Genomic DNA, 23292 nt, shown 5'->3' with positions numbered 1-23292 from the left:
GCATGATACTCAGATTTACTTTCTATGAACCAACCATCGTCCCCTTTTAGCAAACAACAATTACTGCCCCAGGAAGAAACTCTGGAGGTTCTTAAACAGAAGGGCGAACTGTATATTGGCATCCCAAAGGAAAACCAATATCAAGAAAAACGGGTTTGCCTCACCCCTGATGCTGTAAATGCTCTAGTTGCCAACGGGCATAGGGTCTTAATTGAGTCCGGTGCAGGAAATGGCGCCAACTTTTTGGACATAGATTATACCAATGCCGGTGCGGAAATTACCCGAGATACCAAAAAAGTCTTCTCTTGTCCCATTATTCTTAAGGTGGAGCCACCTTCACTTTCTGAAATTGATTTTCTGAACCCTCAGACCATTGTAATTTCTGCTTTGCAGATAAAGACACAGCGTAAAGAATATTTTGAGGCCATGGCCAAGAAAAGACTTACCGCCATTGCCTTCGAATATATAAGGGATGAGGATGGAAATTATCCAGCGGTACGCTCATTAAGCGAGATAGCAGGGATTTCTTCCATTTTAATAGCATCGGAACTCATGGCAACCACCAACAAGGGAAACGGGCTTATGCTGGGCAACATCAGCGGGGTCCCTCCTGTTGAAGTGGTTATTATAGGTGCCGGTACGGTTGGGGAGTTTGCCGCCAGGTCTGCCTTGGGGTTGGGTGCCAATATTAAGGTGTTCGATAATTCGATCACCAAGCTGCGAAAGCTTCAAACCAACCTTAATAGAACCGTATATACTTCTACCATTCAACCAAAAAACCTTATTAAGGCATTAAAGCGTTGCGATGTGGCCATTGGGGCTACCCGTGGCAAAAATCGCTCCCCGGTTGTAGTGTCCAGTTCCATGGTGGAAAACATGAAAAAAGGCGCCGTGGTCATAGATGTGAGTATTGATATGGGCGGTTGTTTTGAGACTTCTGAGGTAACAACACATAATAAACCCACAATCGAAAAATTTGGGGTGATCCATTACGGTGTGCCCAATATACCTTCTCGTTATCCGCGAACCTCTTCCATTTCCATAAGTAATATATTTACACCGTATTTGTTGAAAATTGGCGAAGACGGTGGGTTGGAACATTCCTTGCATTTTGATAAGGGATTGCGAAACGGGCTTTACATGTACCACGGTATTTTGACCAATAAATCTGTTGGGGACTGGTTTGGCCTAAACTATAGTGATATTAATTTTCTGATTTTCTAAGACGGATGGCTTTTTTACGGCGTTTGGGATGGTACTTGGTAGGACTGTCCATTGGGATTGTATTTTTGGTTTTTTTTCTGAAGAAAAAATCGGGTGAAGAGGGAATAGAATTTTGTTACTTCCCCAATTGCAGGGTGCTCAAGGACATGCGGTCCAAAGCCTTGGTTTTTGATGAAAATCTACCTGAACAGTTCAGGGATACGTTACTTGTAAAGGCTTTTTTAACGGATGGCGATATAGATTTTGGCAACAGCGACACCAAATCTGAGCCTTGTAAAACCTATTTCATAGAGAATGAAGGTAAGGTTTTAAAAGCACAAAATTGTGCGGATAAAATTGTAGTTGAAAGTATTAGGCAATAGTATTCTCTTTATCAATTACTCAAATACTCCCCATGGAAGACTTGCGTTGCTTCCATATTGTATTTGGATGATGAAAGTTTTATTTTTTCCATTCATCAATTCGAAAGGGGCATTCGTCAATTTGTAGGCTAATCACATCAAAGAAGTATTATATTTCTGATTAAAACTGAAGATTTATATGCTTTTCTTTCTGTTGATTGGATTTGTCTTAATTGGTTATGGAGTAGTAAAAGCTACCCAAGAGAAAATTTCTACCTCTTCTGACCATATAATACAACAGAATTACAAAGTTAAAAGAGAAATTCTTGAAGATATTTTAGATAAAGTTGAATATTGGGAAACTCAAAACGGATTTTTGGATAGCCGTATTACCCAGAGATCTTTAGCAAAAACATTGAACACTAACAGTGCTTATCTATCCAAAGCAATAAATGTTTATAAGAAGCAAAATTTTGCAAGTTACCTGAAAGGGGTTAGAATTGCCTATGCCATAGACCATTTACAACAAAACCCTGAAATGCTTAAAACAAAATCCATGATTCAGATTGCTGAAATGTATGGTTTTAATTCATTGACGGTATTTACAAAAGCATTTAAAAATAAAACCGGAACCACTCCGGGAATATTTTTTAGAAAGATGATTGAACAAGAATTCAGAAAAAACATGCAATAGACTAAAAAAGACCATTAAAAGTATTTATAAGTAAAGTATGCATGTACGTTCAATTATTACCCTTAAAAGACTGATATAGTATGTCTTTTAACAAAAGTTGATTGAATTTAACATGGAGTAAAACGATGGTTTCAGAAAGAAAAATGATACTTAAGACATCAACCTTTCATCTTCTTGCACTTTTTCTAATCATCAATTCCCCTCAAACCAAGTCAAAAAAGATCATCTAGAATTTATTATCTAGACAAGCCTACAGGAAGAACTAATCTTTTACCACGGTGAAAAACCTTCCGCTTGGATTTATATTTTCACTCCAAACCAAGATATCGTTATAAATGACTTGTGTAGCAACCTTCCAGTCCCCATCTCCGTCAACGAGGTTGACTACGATGAAATCTGATTCCTCATTTCCCCAATCTATCCTCAGCTCATGTTTATAAGGCCTATGGTCTGAATAGTAAGGGGTAAACCAGTATTTTCCATCAGTCAAATCAATCAAATAACCTCTAGGGTAGGCCAGTTGGTCATTTTCAAAAAGCACGTATTCTCCGTTTATCTTTTCGTATAGGGCAATTGAATTGGTATTCAAGGTTCCTTCGATAGAAGGGTTTAACAAATCTCTGCCTGAAGAATCTTCAAGATTAAATCTAAACAGTATATCACCTAGATTTACACTTTCGCCACTATTATCATCAGAATTATTGCATCCCAATAGGACGAAAAAAGCCAAAAAGAATGTTGTTAGTTTCATAAAATTATGGTTTTATATTATAAATCATCCTCTTATTGTATTTGAAATCGTACCCATTAGGCTTCCAACCATTGTAAGCATAATATCCGTTATAAGTTCCTCCCCATCCCCAATTCATATAATAATGAGTCGTTTGAACACCAATTTCGCAATAAAAAGTGGACCTATAGCCCTCACAGACCCAGGCATGACCATTTTGATACCCACACCACCATAAAAAACAGCTTTTATCTGTATGTCCTGCCAATATTACTGGCCTACTTGCAAGTATTTCACTTTTTGTGGTTGTATGGTTCCAATTGCCAAATGAGGCAGTGGAATACCCGAATGTATTTCTTAATGCTGTTGCCCCATCAGAAGTTTCAGCTCCTGAGCCATCACAGGAATAATCCATGTTGACAGCATTTCCAATATCCTCTAATAATTGTGAAACCGAGTTAGAACCAGAATTCGTCAATGGCATGGCCGCCCAATTATAACTATCTGGATGTTGATGATACCTCATTACCTGGCCAATTGCAGTGGCCACACATCCAGACGGAGGCCTTCCACCTATGCTATTGCATCCTATATTGTCTAGGGTATTGTTAAAACCATACCATTGATTCCATTGCGCATTTATGTACGGGCCATAATTCCAATATTGGTTTTGACAATCTCCATCACCACATTTGGAAGCCAATATATTGCCCAATGCTTTCTGCATTTCACATGGGGTGTTGTAGATAGATGTAGTATCATAACTTTTCTCAATATCATTTACCACTTCTATAGATTCTTCACGAATCTTCCCAATAACCGAAGCAGTGTTGTCCAACCAACTTATAACCCCGGCAGGCAGCATTTCTTCAGCAAAATTAAAAGTACCATCATCAGAGAATGCCAATATGGGTTGTTCTCTTTTGTCACCTGAAATTACCACGAAACCACCTTCTTCATAATTGATTATGTGATAAGCGGATTTGTTATTTTTATCTGGAACAGTCCTTTTATTTCTAACTTTTTTACTCGAAAACCCAGTTTTACCAGTTTTTGAATCGAAAACCTCAAAAACCAATGTATTGGCTATTAGCTCAGCTTCTTTATAGGAAATAAAATAAATATCGTCAGACCAATCTTCTACTAGAATTTCATCATTGGTTGACTTTATATGTTCATGATTTTTGGAATCTAAATCAAAATTATTGGAACAAGAAGCAACGAATGGTATGACACTTAGTGTTGTTAAAAAGTAGATAAGTTTTCTCATTCTGTACAGTTTTATAGTTTGACATGTTATCACAACATATTGTAAGTACTACTTTGAGTGGTCTCAAAAGTCCCAAAATGGATTAAACACAAGTACTTTTGCTTCCCCTTTTCAAAATCTTAATAATTGGGAAAAACAATTGTCAATACATCTAATGGAATAAATGTCTACGAATGGATTAAACCTCCAAAATCTACTTTTTGTCAATTTATAAATTGCGCATTCAATTTATAAATCCATTTGAATTGGAAATTTTGTAATCGGAAAGTGTAATGAAAATTTTCTAGACTAAAATAAAAATGACTCTACTCACGAATCCAACTTCCTGCGTTTTCGTTCCTTTTGGATAAGTACCAGCTCCCTGGAGGTCTGGCCAGCCACGGATGTGTTCTCCTCAGCTCTTCGGATAAGATAGGGCATTACATCCTTTACGGGCCCATAAGGAACATATTTTACAGCATTGTACCCTTCCTTGGCCAAATTGTATGTAATATGATCGCTCATCCCAAAAAGCTGCCCAAACCAAATACTCTGATCGGAAGAATCAAGGTTTTTCTCTTCCATCAAGTCGATTAGCTTATGGCAACTAGCCTCGTTATGGGTTCCAGCGAATATGGTGATGCGGTCCAAGTGCTGCATGCAATAGGCAATCCCATCATTAAAATTATTGTCCGTTTCCTGTTTGGACTTGCAAATTGGACTCTCATATCCCTTTTCTTGTGCTCGCTCATTCTCTTTTTCCATATAGGCTCCGCGAACCACTTTTGCCCCAATCGTAAAACCTTCCTTTGCCGCCAGATCATATAATTGCTTTAAATAATCCATTCGGTCCCACCGGTACATTTGGAAAGTGTTGTAAACAATGGTCTTCTCTTTGTTGTATTTGCGCATCATTTGCAATACCAAATCATCTGCAGCGTCTTGCATCCAACTTTCCTCAGCATCAATTAAAAGACCTACTTCCAGTTCGTGTGCTTTTTTACAGACTTTTTCAAATCGATCAATGATCCTACCCCATTCCGCAGTTTCCTTTTCCGTTAATTTTTCCCCGGCACTTACCTTTTCATAGAGTTTAAATCGACCAAAACCAGTTGGCTTGAATACGGCAAATGGAATGGCATCCTTCTCCTTTACAAATGAGAGAATCTCCAAAGTCTTTTCCAGGGCAAAATCAAATTGATTGTCCACTTCCTTTCCCTCTGCGGAATAGTCCAAAATGGAGCAAACACCATTACCATACATTCTATCTATTACCCGAAGACAGTCTTTTTCACTGACCCCACCACAAAAATGATCGAACACCGTGGCCCGGATGAGGCCTTCTACGGGCAAGTGCGCCTTTATGGCAAAGTTGGTCACAGCGGTCCCGATTCTAACCAAGGGTTCATTGGCAATCATTTTGAATAAAAAGTAGGCCCTTTCTAGTTGGGAGTCCGATTTTAGCTCAAAAGCTATTGCGGTATTCTCAAAATTTGGTCGCATTTTTGGCAATCTTTTAAAGATCCAAATATAAGTCGCCTTTCAAGAAGATTATCAATAAAAATAATCTTTATTTAGTGGTGTAAATTGAAATATGGAGTCCGTTAAATCACAATCATACGAAGTGCATTTGGGCCAGCTTGCAGAAGCCGCTCTAAAACAGCATATTGCAAAAATCAACTATTCCAAAGTGTTCGTTTTGGTGGATGAAAACACCAAAGAACATTGCTTGCCTTCCTTTAAAGAAATGTTGAACCACCCCATTGATCACATTTTTGAGATCAAATCTGGAGAAGAACACAAGCATATTTACACTTGCTTGGATTTGTGGAAGCAATTGTCAAATTTCGATGGTGACCGCAAAAGTTTGCTTATTAACTTGGGCGGAGGTGTGATTACGGACATGGGCGGTTTTGTTGCCTCAACTTTTAAAAGGGGAATTGATTTTATAAATATTCCCACTACCCTGCTTTCCATGGTAGATGCTTCCATTGGTGGAAAAACGGGGGTAGATCTCGGAGCATTGAAAAATCAAATCGGGGTTATCAATCAACCACAAATGGTATTGGTATTTCCTGAGTTTTTAAAAACGCTGGATCCGCGACAGGTGACCAGTGGTTATGCAGAAATGTTGAAGCATGGGTTGATCATGGATGCCGAATATTGGCAGAACTTGAAAACAGACGGAAATTTTACCGATGCTTCGTGCATACAACGATCTATAGCTCTTAAAAATGAAGTGGTCTTGGAGGACCCTACAGAGAAAGGACTAAGAAAGATTTTGAATTTTGGCCATACACTTGGCCATGCCATAGAATCATACTGTCTGGAAAACCCAAACAAGAAAACGTTGTTACACGGAGAGGCCATTGCGGTTGGAATGATTTTGGAAGGATATCTTTCCCACGAGTTAAAGGGACTTCCTAAATTGTCGCTCTTGGAAATCAAAGATGTCTTTTTACAATATTTTGATTTGGTAGAGTTTGATGATAATGATATCCGTGCCATTTTGCAATTGCTCAAATACGATAAAAAGAATTCGCACGGAGATGTGAATTTTGTGCTATTGCAATCCATTGGAACTGCAGTTACCGATGTAAAAGTGCCTGTAGAACTCTTTTACAAAGCATTTGCTTACTACAGGGAATAAGAGCTTCGTATACTAAATACATTCGTTTTACAACTCTTTGGAAGCCCCATTTTTAAAAATTCATAGTTTAGGATAGCATAAAAACCTATCCATTATGAAACGAGTATTAATTGACTACAAAAAGTTGGACCACAAGGTGGCCGCCGTACTAATTGACTCCTATCCTTACGGTTACGGCGATGAAGACATCATTACGATCAAAAAGCCAAACGGTGAAGTGATCGAAGCTGTTGAAGTAAGAACCGAGGACACCATTTACTTGGTAAAAATCAGTAAAAGTCTTTCCCACTTCATTTCCACTTTTGAGGAGAAGATAGAAAAAGAACTTGGCAAGGAAGAGGTTATGGAAACTGAAGAAACCTCATACAATGAAGCCGATTTTGAACCGGATTCAGATTCAGATTACGAAAATGATAGCCTATACTAGAATTTTACGCTAAAGATATCTTTCGGTAATAATCTTAAGGTGATGAGCTTGGTGGCCACTTATAATGAATCCCGTGGCCCTTGTGCTCAAGGGCGAACCACTGGAAACCCCTACTCTTTTCAAAGCCTCTTCATCAAAAGATTGAAACAACAAAATAGTGGAGTCCCGAACCGCCTTGTACTCTTCCATCAAATCTTTTATGGTTCTTTTGGAGGCATTGGATTGGGGAACATAGTCGTCTTGTTCGAAACCAGGTAAGGGGGTCTTGTCATTTCTTGCAAATCGAAGCGCTCTATATTGAAAAACTCTTTCTGCATCAATAATATGCACTACCAATTCTGCCAAGGTCCATTTTCCTTCGACGTAGGCATGCCCCAATTTATCTTCGGGCAGTTTTTCCAAAAAGGAAAGAAATCGTTCTTTTCCCTTTTGCAGTTCATCCATTAAGGATACATCCCCCAAGGCGAGTATATATTTATGGTAAAAAGGACTATACTCAGAAGACGGTAATTCTGAACTTTTCATAAGGCGATAAAAAGAACTGTAGAATTACAGTTCGTTGAAAATGGTATGCATCAAACGCTTCTTGTCATTGATGCTTTCTTCCAATGATATCATGGTTTCGGTCCTGCTGATACCGTCAATGTCATCAATCTTAAAGATGATATTTTTGGCATGAGTGGTGTCCTTGGCCCGAATCTTACAGAAAATATTGAACTTACCCGTGGTAATATGGGCAACAGTTACATATGGAATTTGGTTAAGCCGCTCCAGCACAAACTTGGTCTGATGGGTTTTCTCAAGAAAGATTCCCACATAGGCAATGAACGAGTAGCCCAGCTTTACATAATCCAATGTAAGTGAGGAACCTTTGATGATTCCTGATTCTTCCATTTTCTTCACCCTAACGTGTACTGTTCCTGCGGAAATCAACAGTTTCTTAGCAATATCAGTAAAGGGTGTACGGGTGTTATCGATCAGCATATCTAATATCTGATGGTCGATTTCGTCTAGTTTTACTTTGGTCATTACATTGAATTTAACAGCAAAATTAGTTAAATAAAGAAATTAACGTAATAAAAATGCTTCTTTTTTAAATAAAATGCAAGAAGTTATAAAAGTTAGCTGCCTATTTTTCAATCCTTTTGATCAAAGCCATGATTTCATTGTGCTTGGACAGCTGTTCCAAATCCTTTTTATTTAAACAGTTAAACGTCTCATGGCCAAAAAAACCCTCTAGTTTACCAATTTCAGCAAGCTCCGGTTTAAACTGAATTGCGTTTCCTTCCAAAATTTCCTGAAAACGGATACCAATACGGGAACCTTTTTCCAAATTAGAATTGATTGTTTGTGGGTTTTGGATTAAAATATCAAAAAAACATTTTTCATTTTCCGGAATCCGGTAATAATCCTCAGTACGCTGCGCATCTATTTTTTCTTTGGAAATAGTATCCAAAGCGGCCATGAGTGCATGGAATATGTACTCTCGCGTGTGCTCACGCATGTAGTCTTTTTCATAATGACCTGCCTCAAAAAGTATAGTGGGTACACCCTGCATTTGAAATGCATCCCCTACGCAATTGGCATTGAAGCCATCATCATAACGTCCAACCTGGCCTGGAATCAACTCTTGCAAGACCCTGTTCATGGCCACAATCAGCTTCATGGCTACTTCCCTACTCGGAGTCACATCACGCTGCTCGTTGCTAGCAGGTGACAGGAAGGAAACCGTTGCCGGTTTTTTAGCCGATCCAGCACTGAAAAGTGTGCGCTGGTCATGTAGGTTAAAGCAAAAATCAGGCTTAAATGCTTCAAAAAGTTCTCTCAGTACCTTGCTCTCAGGTTGTGAGCGTTGTTGCGCATCCCTGTTCAAATCAATCTGATTGGCATTTACCCTTGTGTAAGCCTTTGCGCCGTCAGGATTAAGCATGGGAACTACCATAAGGGTACAAGAATCAAGAATAGTTTTTGCAAGCGTTTCGTTGCCCTGCAAATAGTTTACCATATCCCAAACCGCCTTTGTGGTTGTGGATTCGTTTCCATGCATTTGAGACCACATAAGCACTCTGTGCTTACCATGCCCCAATGTAAATGCACTTATGGGGTCACCTTGTACAGATTTCCCCAATACCCTTAACGATGATGAAGCCACTTTTTTAAAACAGGGCATTAACATATCTAATGTAATGTACCTGTCCTTTAAGTTAGGCTCCTTGTATTTGGAATGCTCAATCATAGCGTAGCTAAACTTAAAGCATACAAAAGTAATCTTTGAAAAGTTTACAAATGTATTCCATAAAGTAGCTATTTGTTACAAATATATCAGGTATGTCGTACTGGAAAATGCGCTTTGATACATTTGTGAATAAAAAATTTCGAATGAATGCCAACTAATTGTAAAAGAGACTTTTAAAGTATATTATATGAATTAAAACTTATATATTGATTGGATTTTAACCAACGGTTTTCTGGCATCTATTGGATTTATGTGTATCTTCAAATTTATAAATTTACATTTGTGAATAACGACATCCTTCCACGTATACAATCAATAATGGAGCACTACGGTTTAACGGTATCTGCCTTTGCAGATGAGATTGGTGTACAACGATCCAGTATCTCCCATTTGCTCAATGGGCGCAATAAACCTAGTTTGGATTTTGTAATGAAATTGGTGGACGCCTACCCTAGCGTTAATCTGTATTGGCTTCTAATGGGAATTGGAAATTTCCCCTCAGATCCTGAAGACAGTCAAGAAATGTTCGCCGCACCATTGCCTAAAAGCTCTAATTTTGATATGGAAGAGCCAAAAAAGAAAATTTCAAAGAATGAAAATAAATCTCACGCGCCTTCAAAAATTGTAGTTTTTTACGAAGACGGCACTTTTGAGTCGTTTCTCCCAAAAAATGATTGACCCGCTTTAGTTCTTTCCGTTACTTTGCCACTATGGTAAAATACTTTTTCTCCATCGGGATTTTTTTAATCTTTATAGCCTGTGGTCAGTCTCCACAACGCAATTGCGCAAATTTTAAGACGGGTGAGTTTACCTTCACTGCCATGGTTGATGGTGAAGAAAAGAAAACCACCTTTCATAGGACTTTGGATACCGAAGTTGATTTTTATGAAGGCAAACAGGACACATCAACAGTTCGGTGGATCAATGACTGTGAGTATGTTCTCAAGAACATTAACCCAAAGAGTAAGGCAGAGGAAAAATCAATCCATATAAAAATCTTGACCACTACGGATTCTTCTTATACATTTGAATATAGTGCCATTGGCGACAAACGAAAATTTAGGGGAACCGCATATAAAACACACTGACCATGTTTGAAATTTTTTCCAGCCCAGATGCCTGGATGGCCTTGATAACCTTGACCTTCTTGGAAATTGTACTGGGGATAGACAACATCATTTTCATTTCCATTGCCGCCGGCAAACTGGAAAAAAGAGATCGAAGAAAAGCGACCAACATTGGGTTGGTACTTGCAATGGTAATGCGAATTTTACTGTTGTTTGGAATTACCTGGCTTACTAAGATGAAAAAACCTTTCATGCTTCTTGATGAATCTTGGGTCACGGGTGGCATTAGCTGGCAGGCTATTATCCTGTTTCTTGGGGGATTGTTCCTTTTGTACAAGAGTACCAAAGAAATTCACGAAAAGATAGAGGACCGTGGTCATGATGAGCGTGAAGTTGAAAAATCAAGGTCTTCGTCCTTGACGAACGCCATTGTTCAGATTACCGTGATCAACATTGTATTTTCATTTGATTCCATTTTAACGGCAATAGGAATGACCAATGGAATTTCCCCCAATCCAACAGATGCATTGGTGCTTATGGTTACCGCAGTGGTTATCTCTGTTGTTATTATGATGCTGTTTGCTAACCCTGTCGGGGAGTTCGTGAATCGTCATCCATCAATACAAGTGTTGGGGCTCTCCTTTCTGATTCTTATTGGGTTTATGCTGATTGCCGAAGCTGCCCACCTATCACATCTGGTTGTGTTTGGCAACGAGGTTGGGGCAATACCCAAAGGGTATCTTTATTTTGCCATTGCGTTCTCTTTAATGGTGGAGTTCTTAAATCTAAGAATGCAGAAAAACAAAACTCCAGAACAGGAAACCATCGAAAATAATTGACCTAAAGTTAGTTAGGGCGCTGGTAGACAAGTTCAGGATGAGCTTCTCGATGTTCTTCAAACAGTTTTTGCTGCTGTTTTACGGTTAGGGTGCTTCCATCATGGCTCCATCCAGGAGGTCCAAAAATGTACATAAGTTTGTGTGATAGTTTATCCACCTTCTTTACATCATTCCAGATATCCTTGAACTCATGGGTCAGAATTACTACCGGATTATAGGAGTTTGGAGAGTGGATTACGCCGTATTTAACATCAATGTCATCATCCAGCTCTTTCCATGTTCCGAATACCTTGTCAAAAATATTGAGGAAACCGCCGTGGTTTTTATCCAAATACTCAACATTTTGGGCGTGGTGCACTTGGTGCATGGTGTGGGTATTTAAGAACTTTTCCAGAAAACCAAGCTTAGGGATGTATACGGAATGCAACTGAAATTGCCATAGTGCCTCAATACCTAGACAAACCACTACCATTTCAGGCGGAAAACCAATAGCTGGCATCCACATATAGAATAAAGGCTTGTATAAAATTGTGAACCATCCATTTCTAACGGCTGTACCTAAATTAAAATTATCAGAGGAATGATGTACGATGTGGGCTGCCCACAAAATACGAATCTCATGGTTGGCCCTGTGAAACCAATAATAGGTAAAATCGTCGGCCAACTGACAAAGTATCCAAACATACCATGCATAACCAAAAGACTCATAGCCCAGCAAGTTTTGCCTTACCCCATCTATCTCGGGATTAAAAAAAGCATAGGTGGCTTTAAATAATACAATCGCGAAAACTACCTTGAACAAAGGTCCCAATATGGCAGAGCCTATACCCATAAACCCGCTTGCGGCTAAATCCTTCCAATCATACAGATGGTCGTCTCCATGGGTTTTACTATAAGTGAGTTCAACTAAGATGAAGGCAATAAAAACCGGTACGCCATATACCAGCGGGTTGGTGAAATCCATAAAGTATCTATGCTATGGGGTTAGGATTTTTTATAATTATGTTCGGTTGAGAATATAGGTAGAAATTACTTTAAAACAAAGAGGTTTGGTCAGAACTATCTTTTTTAGGTTCGGATTCGGTTTTGTCAACATCCACACTTTCTTCATCCACCACTTCCAAGTCCTCTGCTTTGGTGTCCTCGGGTTCTTCAAATGGTAATGGTTCCAATGCATTGATGTTCTTTACTTTTTCCGTAGTAAGTTGATTTCCAATTGCTTTTATCCCTTTAACGGAAATAAAATCTTCAACATTCACCTGAAGATTGGGTTTGGCATCTTTACCTCTAGGTTTCACGAATTCTATCTCTAATATGGGTCGCCAATCTGTTGACACCTGTTCCATAAATGATTTCGGATGCTCAGAAATTACCAATTCTTCTTTGTTGGGGTTCTCCACTAAGAACCGTTTGAGGTAATAACGCTCTTTTTCACCTTCAAAATGCACTACGGATATGGGTTTTTTGGGGTGCCATTTTTCCAGCACGATCATATCTTCATTAAAATGGGTAGACAAATCTGGAGGAATGGTCCTTACCGTTCCTTTTTGATCTATGACCAGAAGTAAGTCGTCTCCTTTAAAGTCTCCCAATAGTTCTCCCCTTCCATCAACATTTAGTCTCCCTACGATATCATCAAACCAGATTTTTCTCGGTTTTAGGGTAGAAACTCCTTTTTCTTTCAATTCTATTCTCTTGACACTGTATTTGGTGACCAAGTTTCCTTTGGATGCCCTGCCTTTAATAAGTACATCCGCAAAGTCCAAATCCCATTTCAGTTTTTTGATACTCCCGGATTGCCGCAAGAGTACTGTAATGACTTCTGCTTCTCCATTGGGATTGGCTGAAAAATAAAGTACTTCAGAAGAGGCCTTGTCCCCAGCCAATGGGTAGATTTTATCCCGGGTAATGCTGGTGACATTAAATCTTTTAATGTAACTGGAGCCCCCTTTACCTTCTTTATAGATCATGTTATAGACCGTACGCTTGTCCTTTTTCTTAAACACAGCCACGTGGATGATGTTTTTGCCTACAAAGACTTTGGAGTCTACCTTTGTGACCATCATTTCCCCGCTCTTCGTAAAGACAATAATATCATCGATATCGCTACAATCAGTTACATACTCGTCGCGCTTAAGCGACGTTCCTATAAAACCTTCTTCTCGGTTTACATAGAGTTTTGTGTTTCTAATGACCACCTTGGTAGCCTCGATGTCATCGAAAACTTTAATCTCTGACTGTCTTTCACGACCAGCCCCATATTTCTTTTTCAACTCTTTGAAATAGTCTATGGCATATTCTACCAAATGTTCCAAGTGGTGCTTGGTTTGGGCAATACGTTCGTCCAAACTATCGATAAGTTGTTGGGCTTTCTCTAAATCGAACTTGGAGATACGCTTAATGCGAATCTCTGTTAAACGGACAATGTCTTCTTCGGTAACTGCTCTTTTTAAATTCTTGGTAAATGGTTTCAATCCTTTGTCTATGGCAGCAATCACTCCTTCCCAAGTCTCTTCTTCCTCAATGTCCCGGTAGATTCTATTCTCTATGAAAATTCGTTCCAAGGAGGCAAAATGCCATTGCTCTTCCAACTCACTCAATTGAATTTCCAATTCGGATTTCAATAACTCCACCGTATTGTCCGTGGATCGCTCAAGCATTTCCTTGACCCCAATGAACAGGGGTTTATTGTCCTCTATGATACAGCCCAATGGCGAAATGGAGGATTCGCATGCGGTAAATGCATAGAGGGCATCAATAGTTTTATCGGGTGAAAGACCGCTGGGCAGATGAACCAGAATTTCAACTTCTGCAGCTGTGTTGTCCTCTATTTTTTTGATCTTGATCTTCCCCTTGTCATTAGCTTTAAGGATGGAATCAATTAAAGAAGATGTATTGGTGCCATATGGTATTTCGTTGATGACCAACGTATTTTTGTCCAGAGCCGAAATCTTTGCCCTGACCCGTATTTTTCCGCCTCTAACCCCTTCATTATAATTGGTCACATCAATGATTCCGCCAGTGGGAAAGTCGGGATATATAGTGAACCGTTGACCTTTAAGGTGTTTTATGGAAGCATCAATAAGTTCTATAAAATTATGTGGTAGTATCTTGGTTGAAAGCCCAACCGCAATTCCCTCCGCACCTTGGGCAAGAAGCAAAGGAAATTTGACCGGTAAGTGTATGGGTTCTTTTTTTCTACCGTCATAGGATAGCTGCCATTCCGTTATCTTGGGGCTATAGACAACCTCAAGGCCAAATTTGGAAAGCCGGGCCTCAATATATCTTGGTGCGGCGGCCCCGTCACCTGTTAAAATATTTCCCCAGTTTCCCTGTGTATCAATTAAAAGGTCTTTCTGCCCTATTTGAACCATGGCATCAGCAATGCTGGCATCTCCATGGGGGTGGTATTGCATGGTATGTCCTACCACGTTGGCCACCTTGTTGTAACGGCCGTCATCCAGTTCTTTGAGAGCGTGCATGATTCTCCGTTGCACTGGTTTAAATCCATCTTCAATTGCTGGTACGGCACGTTCCAGGATTACGTACGAAGCATAATCCAAAAACCAGTCCTTGTACATCCCAGTAACTTTTACCAAGCTATCTTGGGAGGTATCCTGATTCTCTAAGCCTTCATCATTCAGTTCTTCGTTCTCTTCCATTCAGAAGGATGTGTATTTATTTGTTTTACAGTTAGTTTTCTTCAACTAAATCAAGTTCAACTTTAAGGTTATTTATAATGAATTCCTGTCTATCGGGAGTATTTTTCCCCATATAGAACTGCAATAAGTTGTCTATACTCATGGCTTTGTCCAACATTACAGGCTCCAATCGAATGTCATCTCCAATGAAATGCTGGAATTCATCTGGCGAAATCTCACCCAATCCCTTAAATCGGGTAATCTCTGGTTTTCCACTTAGCTTGTCAATGGCTTTTCTTTTTTCCTCTTCACTATAGCAATAAATGGTTTCTTTTTTATTTCGAACCCTAAAAAGTGGGGTTTGAAGGATGTACAAATGGTTTTCCTTGATCAGTTCCGGAAAGAATTGCAGAAAAAAGGTAATTAACAGCAACCGTATGTGCATCCCATCCACATCGGCATCCGTGGCGATTACAATATTGTTGTACCGCAAATCCTCCATGGATTCTTCAATATTCAAGGCAGCCTGGAGCAGATTGAACTCCTCGTTTTCGTACACAATCTTTTTGGACATGCCGTAGGAGTTCAAGGGTTTCCCTCTCAAACTGAAAACAGCCTGTGTGTTCACGTCCCTGGATTTGGTAATGGAGCCGGATGCAGAATCCCCTTCCGTAATGAACAGAGTGGTGTCCAAGCGTCGCTCATTTTTCATGTCTTGGAGGTGCACACGGCAATCCCTAAGTTTTTTGTTGTGCAAACTTGCTTTCTTTGCGCGTTCACGTGCCAATTTCCGGATACCTGAAAGTTCCTTACGTTCCTTTTCAGCCTGTACAATCTTACGCTGCAGGGCTTCAGCGGTTTGCGGATTTTTGTGCAAGTAGTTGTCCAACTGTGTTCCCAGAAAATCGTTGATGTACGTACGCACAGTTGGCAAGTCCCCTCCCATGTCCGTAGAACCCAATTTGGTTTTTGTCTGACTTTCAAAAACGGGTTCCATCACTTTAATGGAGATGGCAGAAATGATTGACTTTCTTACATCTGAAGCATCGTAATTCTTTCCGTAAAAATCCCGAATGGTCTTGACCACGGCTTCCCGGAAGGCTGCTTGGTGGGTTCCTCCCTGGGTGGTGTGCTGGCCGTTGACAAAAGAATGATATTCCTCGCTATATTGGGTTTTACTGTGGGTCATGGCCACCTCAATATCATCTCCTTTTAAATGAATGATAGGATATAGGAAATCCTCATTATTGTTATTGTCTTCCAATAAATCCTTTAACCCGTTTTCCGAATGGAATTTTTCGCCATTAAAGACAATGGTGAGTCCTGGATTTAGGTAAACGTAATTCTTGAGCATGCGTTCCACATACTCGTTGCGATATTTATATTTCTTGAAAATGGATTCATCAGGAACAAAACTTACCTTGGTGCCCCTCCGTCTTGAACTTTCCTCCAAAAATTCCTCATTGGTAAGATTTCCTGTCTCAAATTCTGCAGATTTGGATTGTCCATCACGGGTAGACTCTACCCTAAAATAACTGGACAAAGCATTCACGGCCTTGGTACCTACCCCATTAAGTCCCACGGATTTTTTGAAGGCACGTGTATCGTATTTACCTCCAGTATTCATTTTGGAGACCACATCCACCACTTTTCCCAATGGAATGCCCCGACCAAAGTCACGAACATGCACGGTGTTGTCCTTAATGTTGATTTCTATGGTTTTCCCGGCCCCCATGACAAATTCATCAATACAGTTATCGATGACCTCTTTAAGAAGAATGTAGATGCCGTCATCGGCAGAAGAGCCATCGCCCAATTTGCCAATGTACATTCCGGGACGCATACGAATATGCTCCTTCCAATCCAGTGAACGAATATTATCCTCGGTATACTGGGTTTCTGCCATGTGTTAAGGGTTAATCCTTGCTAATATAAAATTTAGGGGCAAAAATAAAAGTATGGAAGCAAGAAATTAATCAACAATGGGTGTTGATATAGCTTGTAGAGTGAATATTAATACCTTCCTTCAACTAAAAAGAAACATGTCTCTCCCTTGAAGACCTATTGTAAGCTCAATTACTGCAGTCACTTTCCGAAATATTTCGGAGATATGGATTATATAGATTATCATATATACTAGAATATCCAAGCCATCCATTTTCTATAAGGGGTACTAAACCGCAATAGCTGCTTAATAAAGGATTTGAATTTATTCTGATATCTCCGTTCAAAGTCGTCAGAGTTTCCAACCCATCTAAATTAAGTAATCCTATATTAGAGTGAATATGTAATTCCCCCTGAATAGTTGTCAACGAATGGAAATCTTCAAATGTCGTGACTTTGTCTAGGTTTGAGATAGTCAAACCACCTTTAATCGTTTTAATATTTGATAATCCAGTAAAGTCATTTAAAGATGGGTTTTCACCAATAACCAAATTACCATTTATCTCTTCAAGATTGTTGAATCCATAAACACTAGTTAACATTGGATTGTCTCCAATTACAATGCCTCCACCTATTGTTTGTAAGGTCGAGAACATGTCTAGACTCTCTAATAGCGTTCCTGTAAGCGTTAGGCTCCCTATTGAATTAATTGAAGAAAAACCCGCTATTGTTTTAAGTTTGTAATTGCCTGAAACATTAAAGTAATCACCAACTTCCATTAGGGATGAAAAGCCATTTATTTGCTCCAATGCTTGATTGTAGAAAAAACTAAAGCTCTGCACTGTTTCCAATGACTCAAACCCATCAATGGAAATCAATTTCGGATTGTTGCGAATCTCTAATGCAACCATGTTTTTCAGAAGAGCCCCCCCTGAAATATTGATTAATTCTGGATTTGTAAAAATATTAATATAATCTACTTGCTCGAGCAAAGGAAACCCCTGAATATTTGCAAGAATAGCATTTGAATCTATTCTCAATCTTTGAACTTGAACCAGACTTTCAAAACCATTTATTGTAGTCAAATTAGGATTTTTCTGAATCAATATAGAACTTTTGACAAGATGCAAATTTTTAAATGGTATGTCTTTTAAAGCTGCATTACTATTTATTTCAATGGTAATGGCAAAATCCAAATTATCCAATCCAGATATACTCTCTAAACTTTGATTGTTATTAATGAAGATGGTGCCTTTAATTTCTTTGAGTTTACCTAAGGCGTCAAGGTTTTTTAAGCTAACCGTTTCGTTTATTGAAATCCCCCCGCCTAAAACTTCCAGTTGATTTAGGCCATCCAGGGTCTCCAATATATCGTTACCGTAGACAATTAGGCTCTCTCCCAACGATGTTAGCTTGCTCAACCCTGTTATACTCGTTAAAGAAGAATTGAAATTAATTTGAAGGCCATGTACCGAACTAAGATTGCTCAGGCCATCTAAATCAATCAATGCTTCATTGCTTAAAATATAAAGATACCCTCCTATAGTTGATACACTTTCCAATCCATTAACAGTTTCCAATTTGCTATTCCCAGCAACATAAAGACCTCCCCCAACTTTAGTCAAGTCTGATAAGGAGTTTATATTGGAAATTTCAATTCTGTTCTTACTAGAAATAATTAAATCACCCGTAATCTCTGTATATTTTTTCGCTCCAAAATCATCTACTTCACTTTGTGTGGTCAATTCCACGCTCCCCTCATAAGTCTTTTGTTGTGGTTCAGCTTCTAAAGTGGTAAACTGTTGCTGGTTTCCATAGGCAACACCCTTACTGTTTATGGCATAGGCACGAATGAAATATTGGGTGTTGGCGTTTAACCCAGTCAGGGAAGTTTTAAAATCGGTGGTTCCAGAACCAGAAGATTTCTTATTATCTGCTGTTGTTGGATTGGAACTCAAGCCCCAGACTACTCCTTGTTCGGTAATATTGGCTCCACCATCATCAGAAATTGAACCGCCAATATTAGCTGAATTCTCGGTTATGTCGGAGGGAATGGCTGTTGTAACTGAAGGTAAACTTACCTCATTTGGAACTTCATCAGTTGAATCTGAACTGGAACAGGAAACAATAAAAAATGCCAAAGCGGCATAGGTAAGCTTTTTAAACATACATTAAGGTTTGGAAAGGAAAGATATGGGTTTTGATTTTTGCATAGGAATAGTTTTCGATAAAAATCAGAAAACAAGGATTACACGTTAAACCTAAAATGCATCACATCGCCATCTTTAACAATGTATTCCTTGCCTTCCACGCGCATACGGCCAGCTTCCTTGACCTTGGCTTCGCTACCATGCTTTACATAATCATCATAGGCAATGACCTCGGCCCTAATAAATCCTTTTTCAAAGTCGGTGTGGATTACACCAGCGGCTTGGGGTGCCGTGGCTCCCACCGGAATGGTCCATGCGCGGACTTCCTTTACCCCTGCAGTAAAATAGGTTTCCAAATCCAATAAGCGATAGGCCCCACGTATCAATTTAGCGGAACCAGGTTCTGAAAGTCCCAAATCTTCCAAGAACATTTGTCGTTCTTCGTAGGTTTCCAGTTCGGTAATATCGGCTTCGGTACCCACTGCCAGAAAAATGACCTCTGCATTTTCTTGGGCCACAGCATCTTTTACCTTGTCTACATAGGCATTCCCTGTTGCTGCGGCTTCTTCGCCTACGTTACAGACATACATTACAGGCTTGTCTGTGATGAGTTGGAGGGGTTTTACGTACTCCAATCTATCCTCCTCACCTATTACAATGGCTCTTACCGATTTACCCGATTCCAAACCAGTTTTCAGAGCAGTTAGCACAGCCTCTTCCTTCTGCGCTTCTTTATTTCCGGTCTTGGCAGCACGCTTAACTTTTTCGAGCTTCTTTTCAACGCTTTCCAAATCCTTTAATTGGAGTTCCATGTCTATGGTCTCCTTATCGCGAATAGGGTCCACGGAACCATCCACGTGTACAATATTATCGTTATCAAAGCATCGTAACACATGAAGAATGGCATCCGTTTCACGGATATTGCCCAAAAATTGGTTGCCCAATCCTTCACCTTTGCTGGCACCTTTTACCAAACCTGCAATGTCCACGATTTCTACCGTTGCCGGAATCACACGTTCTGGCTTAACCAATTCTTCAAGCTTTTCCAAACGGGTATCCGGCACATTTACCACACCTATATTGGGCTCAATGGTACAAAAAGGGAAATTGGCACTTTGCGCCTTGGCATTGGATAAACAGTTGAAGAGGGTGGATTTTCCCACATTGGGCAGTCCTACGATACCGGCTTTCATTGGCTAAATACTAGATGTTAGGTTTTAAGATGTCAGATTATCAGATGTCATACTTCTGTATTAAAAGCATTCGAATAAAAGATATCTTACTGAATACTGCCAACTGAATTACTGAATTAAGGCTGCAAATATAAGTTGAAGTTTTGTTTTGAACGTTTTAATACCCTTTTATCAGGAAATAAAAACCCATGGCAAAAAGTGCAATCATACCAAAGATGGCCACCAATGACAAAATACACCCAGCTTGTTTCCAAAAACCATTGTATGTTTTTTCTTTTTCTTGCATAAAAAAACCCGAACCATTTTAAGTTCGGGCCAAAATTACATGTTTTTTATGGGCTATCCGTTGGGATGCATGAACTTCTGCTTACCCAAAAGTTCTTCTTCGCTCTCAACATGGTCATCGTCAGGAACACAACAATCTACAGGACAAACTGCTGCACATTGTGGTTCTTCATGGAATCCCATACATTCGGTACACTTGTCGGGTGCAATGTAGTAAATCTCGTCACTGACCGGTTCTTGAACCTCATCAGCATTTACCGCCTTTCCATTGGGAAGGACCACATCGCCCTCCAAGGAAGTACCATCACTATATCGCCACTCATCAGCTCCTTCATATATTGCAGTATTGGGGCATTCTGGCTCGCAGGCCCCACAGTTAATGCATTCGTCAGTAATAATTATCGCCATAATTTTCTTTTTCCGTGGTGCTGATTCATTTCAGCATGCGTATTTTTGGCAAAAATAAACCCTACCAAATTAGTATACAAATATAATGAGGGCACATCTCCCAATATCGAAAGCTTTTGTTAAACTTGGAAACTACCTCACCGATTTTTGTGAAAATGACAATGATTCGTTTTCTTCATTTAACGAGACATTGGTCAGGGCCGAACAGCAAAACGGATGGTTTACCCGTGAAAACATCATCTTTGCCTTAAGACAATGGAGCAAATTGTTGACGGATGAAAATCTATCCCAATGGCTTTCCAAATATGATTTTCAGGTTGATAACGCCCCAAAGGTCATTGGTATTGTCATGGCAGGGAATATTCCTCTGGTGGGATTCCATGATTTACTTTGTGTATTGCTTTCTGGAAACAAGGTGTTGGCAAAATTATCCTCCAATGATAAAGTTTTGCTTCCTTTTCTTGCCGATTATTTGATTCAGCAAGAGCCCTTACTGGCAGAACGAATTGAATTCACTGAAGGTAAATTGGAAAATTTTGATGCCGTTATTGCAACAGGAAGCAATAATACAGGGCGCTATTTTGAATATTACTTTGGAAAAAAGCCCAATATTATACGTAAGAATAGAAGTTCAGTAGCTATTTTAACAGGGAATGAATCCAACTCCGAGTTGGAAGCCTTGGGTGAAGATATTTTCAGGTATTATGGACTGGGTTGCCGAAATGTTTCTAAAATCTTTGTGCCTCAAGGCTATGATTTTGATGCGTTCTACAAGGCTGTTTTTAAGTTTCAAGACGTAATCCATCAACATAAATACGCCAACAACTACGATTATAACAAAGCGGTTTATCTAATGAGTGATTTTAAAATCTTGGACAATGGGTTTTTGGTGCTCAAGGAAGATGAGGGGTTCTCCTCTCCCATTGCCGCATTATTTTACTCGCGTTATGATTCATTGGAAAAATTACGCAACCAATTATCGGAACAAGAGGAACAAATCCAATGTATCGTGTCTGGAGAGGCGCAATCCGGAGAAGTGATCTTTGGAGATACCCAAAAACCTAGACTGGATGATTATGCGGATGGTGTGGATACCTTGGAATTTTTACTTCAGCTATAAAGAAACCGATTCGCAAAACCGTTTTTAGATCCAAGTTTTTTTTAGACCTTTACTTTTTAAAATAAGGGAATGAAAAAACACAATTTTAGTGCAGGACCTTGCATTTTGCCCAAAGAGGTCATGCAAAAAGCTTCCGAAGCTGTAGTGGAACTGGATGGTATCGGATTATCACTTATAGAAATATCGCACCGCAGCAAAGAGTTTGTGGCCATTATGGAAAAGGCCCGCTCCTTGGCCCTTGAACTAATGGGACTGGAAGGCAAAGGGTACCAAGCCTTATTCTTACAAGGGGGTGCCAGTATGCAGTTTTTAATGACTGCTTATAATTTGCTTGATAAGAAAGCCGGATATGTAAATACTGGAACTTGGAGTCAAAAAGCCATTAAAGAAGCTAAGCTTTTTGGTGAAATTGTGGAAGTGGCTTCTTCCCAAGCGGAAAATTTCAACCATATCCCAAAGGGATATAGTATTCCTTCCGACCTGGATTATTTGCACCTTACTTCCAACAATACCATTTTTGGAACCCAGATCAAGGAATTTCCCAAAACAAATGTCCCATTGGTTTGCGACATGAGTTCGGATATTTTTTCCCGTCAACTTGATTTTTCCCAGTTTGACTTAATCTATGCAGGCGCGCAAAAGAACATGGGGCCAGCCGGGACCACTCTTGTTGTGGTAAAAGAAGATGTTTTGGGCAAGGTTTCCCGAAAAATTCCATCTATGTTGGATTATTCAGTACATGCGAGTAAAGAGAGTATGTTCAACACACCTCCTGTATTTGCAGTGTATGTATCTATGCTCACCATGCAATGGTTAAAAGATTTGGGTGGTATCGCAGCTATTGAGGAAATCAATGAACGAAAAGCCAGTCTTATCTATTCTGAAATAGAATTGAACCCTGTATTCTCAGGTTTTGCAGCAAAGGAAGACCGTTCCATTATGAATGCCACCTTCAATATCACCGACGAAGGATTGAAAGAAGTTTTTGATGGTATGTGCAAGGAAGCGGGTATCAGTGGAATTAATGGACATCGTTCCGTGGGAGGATATAGAGCTTCCATGTACAATGCACTGCCCTTGGAAAGTGTAGGGGTTTTGGTCGACATCATGAGCGAATTGGAGAAAAAAGGATAGATTAGTGTTAAGTTTTTAGT

At 39.5% G+C, this 23292-nt stretch carries 22 protein-coding genes; 10 read left to right on the top strand and 12 right to left on the bottom strand.

The window, feature by feature from the left end; genetic code table 11:
- Positions 1-24: 24 nt before the first annotated feature.
- The 3 genes from EZV76_RS13920 to EZV76_RS13910 all read left to right on the top strand — a co-directional run bounded on the left by EZV76_RS13920 (position 25) and on the right by EZV76_RS13910 (position 2259).
- Positions 25-1224 carry an alanine dehydrogenase gene (locus EZV76_RS13920; protein ID WP_136567178.1) on the top strand — a complete coding sequence of 400 codons (1200 nt, stop codon included), beginning with the start codon at positions 25-27 and terminating at the stop codon, positions 1222-1224.
- A 5-nt stretch (positions 1225-1229) separates the two neighbouring features.
- Positions 1230-1586 (top strand): DUF4258 domain-containing protein, encoded by a 357-nt coding sequence (locus EZV76_RS13915; RefSeq protein WP_136567177.1) that lies wholly within the window; start codon positions 1230-1232, stop codon positions 1584-1586.
- 178 nt (positions 1587-1764) lie between these two features.
- Complete coding sequence (locus EZV76_RS13910; RefSeq protein ID WP_136567176.1) at positions 1765-2259, top strand: helix-turn-helix domain-containing protein; 495 nt, start codon at positions 1765-1767, stop codon at positions 2257-2259.
- Between the two features lie 262 nt (positions 2260-2521).
- On the opposite strand, the gene EZV76_RS13905 is transcribed toward EZV76_RS13910, so the two are convergent.
- The 3 genes from EZV76_RS13905 to EZV76_RS13895 all read right to left on the bottom strand — a co-directional run bounded on the left by EZV76_RS13905 (position 2522) and on the right by EZV76_RS13895 (position 5741).
- Positions 2522-3010: a hypothetical protein gene (locus tag EZV76_RS13905; protein WP_136567175.1), complete on the bottom strand. Its 489-nt coding sequence runs from the start codon at positions 3008-3010 to the stop codon at positions 2522-2524.
- Positions 3011-3014: 4 nt separating this feature from the next.
- The gene (locus EZV76_RS13900) at positions 3015-4259 is read right to left on the bottom strand and encodes a C10 family peptidase (RefSeq protein WP_136567174.1); all 1245 of its coding nucleotides are present in this window, start codon (positions 4257-4259) and stop codon (positions 3015-3017) included.
- Between the two features lie 309 nt (positions 4260-4568).
- Positions 4569-5741, bottom strand: coding sequence for a proline dehydrogenase family protein (locus tag EZV76_RS13895; RefSeq protein ID WP_136567173.1), 1173 nt, complete (start codon positions 5739-5741; stop codon positions 4569-4571).
- A 91-nt stretch (positions 5742-5832) separates the two neighbouring features.
- Here EZV76_RS13895 and aroB point away from each other — a divergent pair, with 91 nt between their 5' ends.
- On the top strand, positions 5833-6888 hold the full coding sequence (gene aroB / locus EZV76_RS13890) for a 3-dehydroquinate synthase (RefSeq protein WP_136567172.1): 1056 nt from the start codon (positions 5833-5835) through the stop codon (positions 6886-6888).
- A gap of 94 nt (positions 6889-6982) precedes the next feature.
- Positions 6983-7315 carry a hypothetical protein gene (locus tag EZV76_RS13885; protein ID WP_136567171.1) on the top strand — a complete coding sequence of 111 codons (333 nt, stop codon included), beginning with the start codon at positions 6983-6985 and terminating at the stop codon, positions 7313-7315.
- 9 nt (positions 7316-7324) lie between these two features.
- On the opposite strand, the gene EZV76_RS13880 is transcribed toward EZV76_RS13885, so the two are convergent.
- The 3 genes from EZV76_RS13880 to EZV76_RS13870 all read right to left on the bottom strand — a co-directional run bounded on the left by EZV76_RS13880 (position 7325) and on the right by EZV76_RS13870 (position 9551).
- Complete coding sequence (locus tag EZV76_RS13880) at positions 7325-7840, bottom strand: DinB family protein (protein WP_136567170.1); 516 nt, start codon at positions 7838-7840, stop codon at positions 7325-7327.
- A 24-nt stretch (positions 7841-7864) separates the two neighbouring features.
- A complete protein-coding gene (locus EZV76_RS13875; RefSeq protein WP_116218835.1) occupies positions 7865-8344 on the bottom strand; it encodes an Lrp/AsnC family transcriptional regulator in 480 nt (159 codons plus the stop codon).
- Positions 8345-8444: 100 nt separating this feature from the next.
- Positions 8445-9551 (bottom strand): M14 family metallopeptidase, encoded by a 1107-nt coding sequence (locus EZV76_RS13870; RefSeq protein ID WP_136567169.1) that lies wholly within the window; start codon positions 9549-9551, stop codon positions 8445-8447.
- Between the two features lie 318 nt (positions 9552-9869).
- Here EZV76_RS13870 and EZV76_RS13865 point away from each other — a divergent pair, with 318 nt between their 5' ends.
- Genes EZV76_RS13865 through EZV76_RS13855 form a run of 3 tightly spaced genes read left to right on the top strand, consistent with a single transcriptional unit; the run spans position 9870 to position 11457 of the window.
- Positions 9870-10229: a helix-turn-helix domain-containing protein gene (locus EZV76_RS13865; protein ID WP_136567222.1), complete on the top strand. Its 360-nt coding sequence runs from the start codon at positions 9870-9872 to the stop codon at positions 10227-10229.
- 32 nt (positions 10230-10261) lie between these two features.
- On the top strand, positions 10262-10639 hold the full coding sequence (locus tag EZV76_RS13860; protein ID WP_136567168.1) for a DNA topoisomerase IV: 378 nt from the start codon (positions 10262-10264) through the stop codon (positions 10637-10639).
- A 2-nt stretch (positions 10640-10641) separates the two neighbouring features.
- Entirely contained in the window at positions 10642-11457 is an 816-nt protein-coding gene (locus EZV76_RS13855) for a TerC family protein (RefSeq protein ID WP_136567167.1), read from the top strand.
- Between the two features lie 7 nt (positions 11458-11464).
- On the opposite strand, the gene EZV76_RS13850 is transcribed toward EZV76_RS13855, so the two are convergent.
- From EZV76_RS13850 to EZV76_RS13825, 6 genes are all read right to left on the bottom strand, one after another.
- Complete coding sequence (locus EZV76_RS13850; RefSeq protein WP_136567166.1) at positions 11465-12421, bottom strand: sterol desaturase family protein; 957 nt, start codon at positions 12419-12421, stop codon at positions 11465-11467.
- A gap of 70 nt (positions 12422-12491) precedes the next feature.
- Complete coding sequence (locus tag EZV76_RS13845) at positions 12492-15119, bottom strand: DNA gyrase/topoisomerase IV subunit A (RefSeq protein WP_136567165.1); 2628 nt, start codon at positions 15117-15119, stop codon at positions 12492-12494.
- Between the two features lie 31 nt (positions 15120-15150).
- A complete protein-coding gene (locus tag EZV76_RS13840; protein WP_136567164.1) occupies positions 15151-17004 on the bottom strand; it encodes a DNA topoisomerase IV subunit B in 1854 nt (617 codons plus the stop codon).
- A 166-nt stretch (positions 17005-17170) separates the two neighbouring features.
- Positions 17171-19150: a leucine-rich repeat protein gene (locus tag EZV76_RS13835; protein ID WP_136567163.1), complete on the bottom strand. Its 1980-nt coding sequence runs from the start codon at positions 19148-19150 to the stop codon at positions 17171-17173.
- An 80-nt stretch (positions 19151-19230) separates the two neighbouring features.
- On the bottom strand, positions 19231-20325 hold the full coding sequence (gene ychF, locus EZV76_RS13830) for a redox-regulated ATPase YchF (RefSeq protein ID WP_136567162.1): 1095 nt from the start codon (positions 20323-20325) through the stop codon (positions 19231-19233).
- 339 nt (positions 20326-20664) lie between these two features.
- On the bottom strand, positions 20665-21018 hold the full coding sequence (locus EZV76_RS13825) for a 4Fe-4S dicluster domain-containing protein (protein WP_136567161.1): 354 nt from the start codon (positions 21016-21018) through the stop codon (positions 20665-20667).
- A gap of 85 nt (positions 21019-21103) precedes the next feature.
- On the opposite strand from EZV76_RS13825, the gene EZV76_RS13820 reads away from it, so the two are divergent.
- Positions 21104-22138, top strand: a complete 1035-nt coding sequence (locus EZV76_RS13820) for an acyl-CoA reductase (RefSeq protein WP_136567160.1) — start codon at positions 21104-21106, stop codon at positions 22136-22138.
- A gap of 69 nt (positions 22139-22207) precedes the next feature.
- Positions 22208-23272, top strand: a complete 1065-nt coding sequence (gene serC / locus EZV76_RS13815; protein WP_136567159.1) for a 3-phosphoserine/phosphohydroxythreonine transaminase — start codon at positions 22208-22210, stop codon at positions 23270-23272.
- The last annotated feature ends 20 nt before the right edge of the window (positions 23273-23292 follow it).

The sequence above is a fragment of the Flagellimonas alvinocaridis genome, from assembly GCF_004916895.1.
In the GTDB taxonomy this organism is placed as follows: domain Bacteria; phylum Bacteroidota; class Bacteroidia; order Flavobacteriales; family Flavobacteriaceae; genus Flagellimonas; species Flagellimonas alvinocaridis.
The sequence above is the reverse complement of the archived record's forward strand: the minus strand, read 5'-3'. Positions and strand labels throughout refer to the sequence as shown.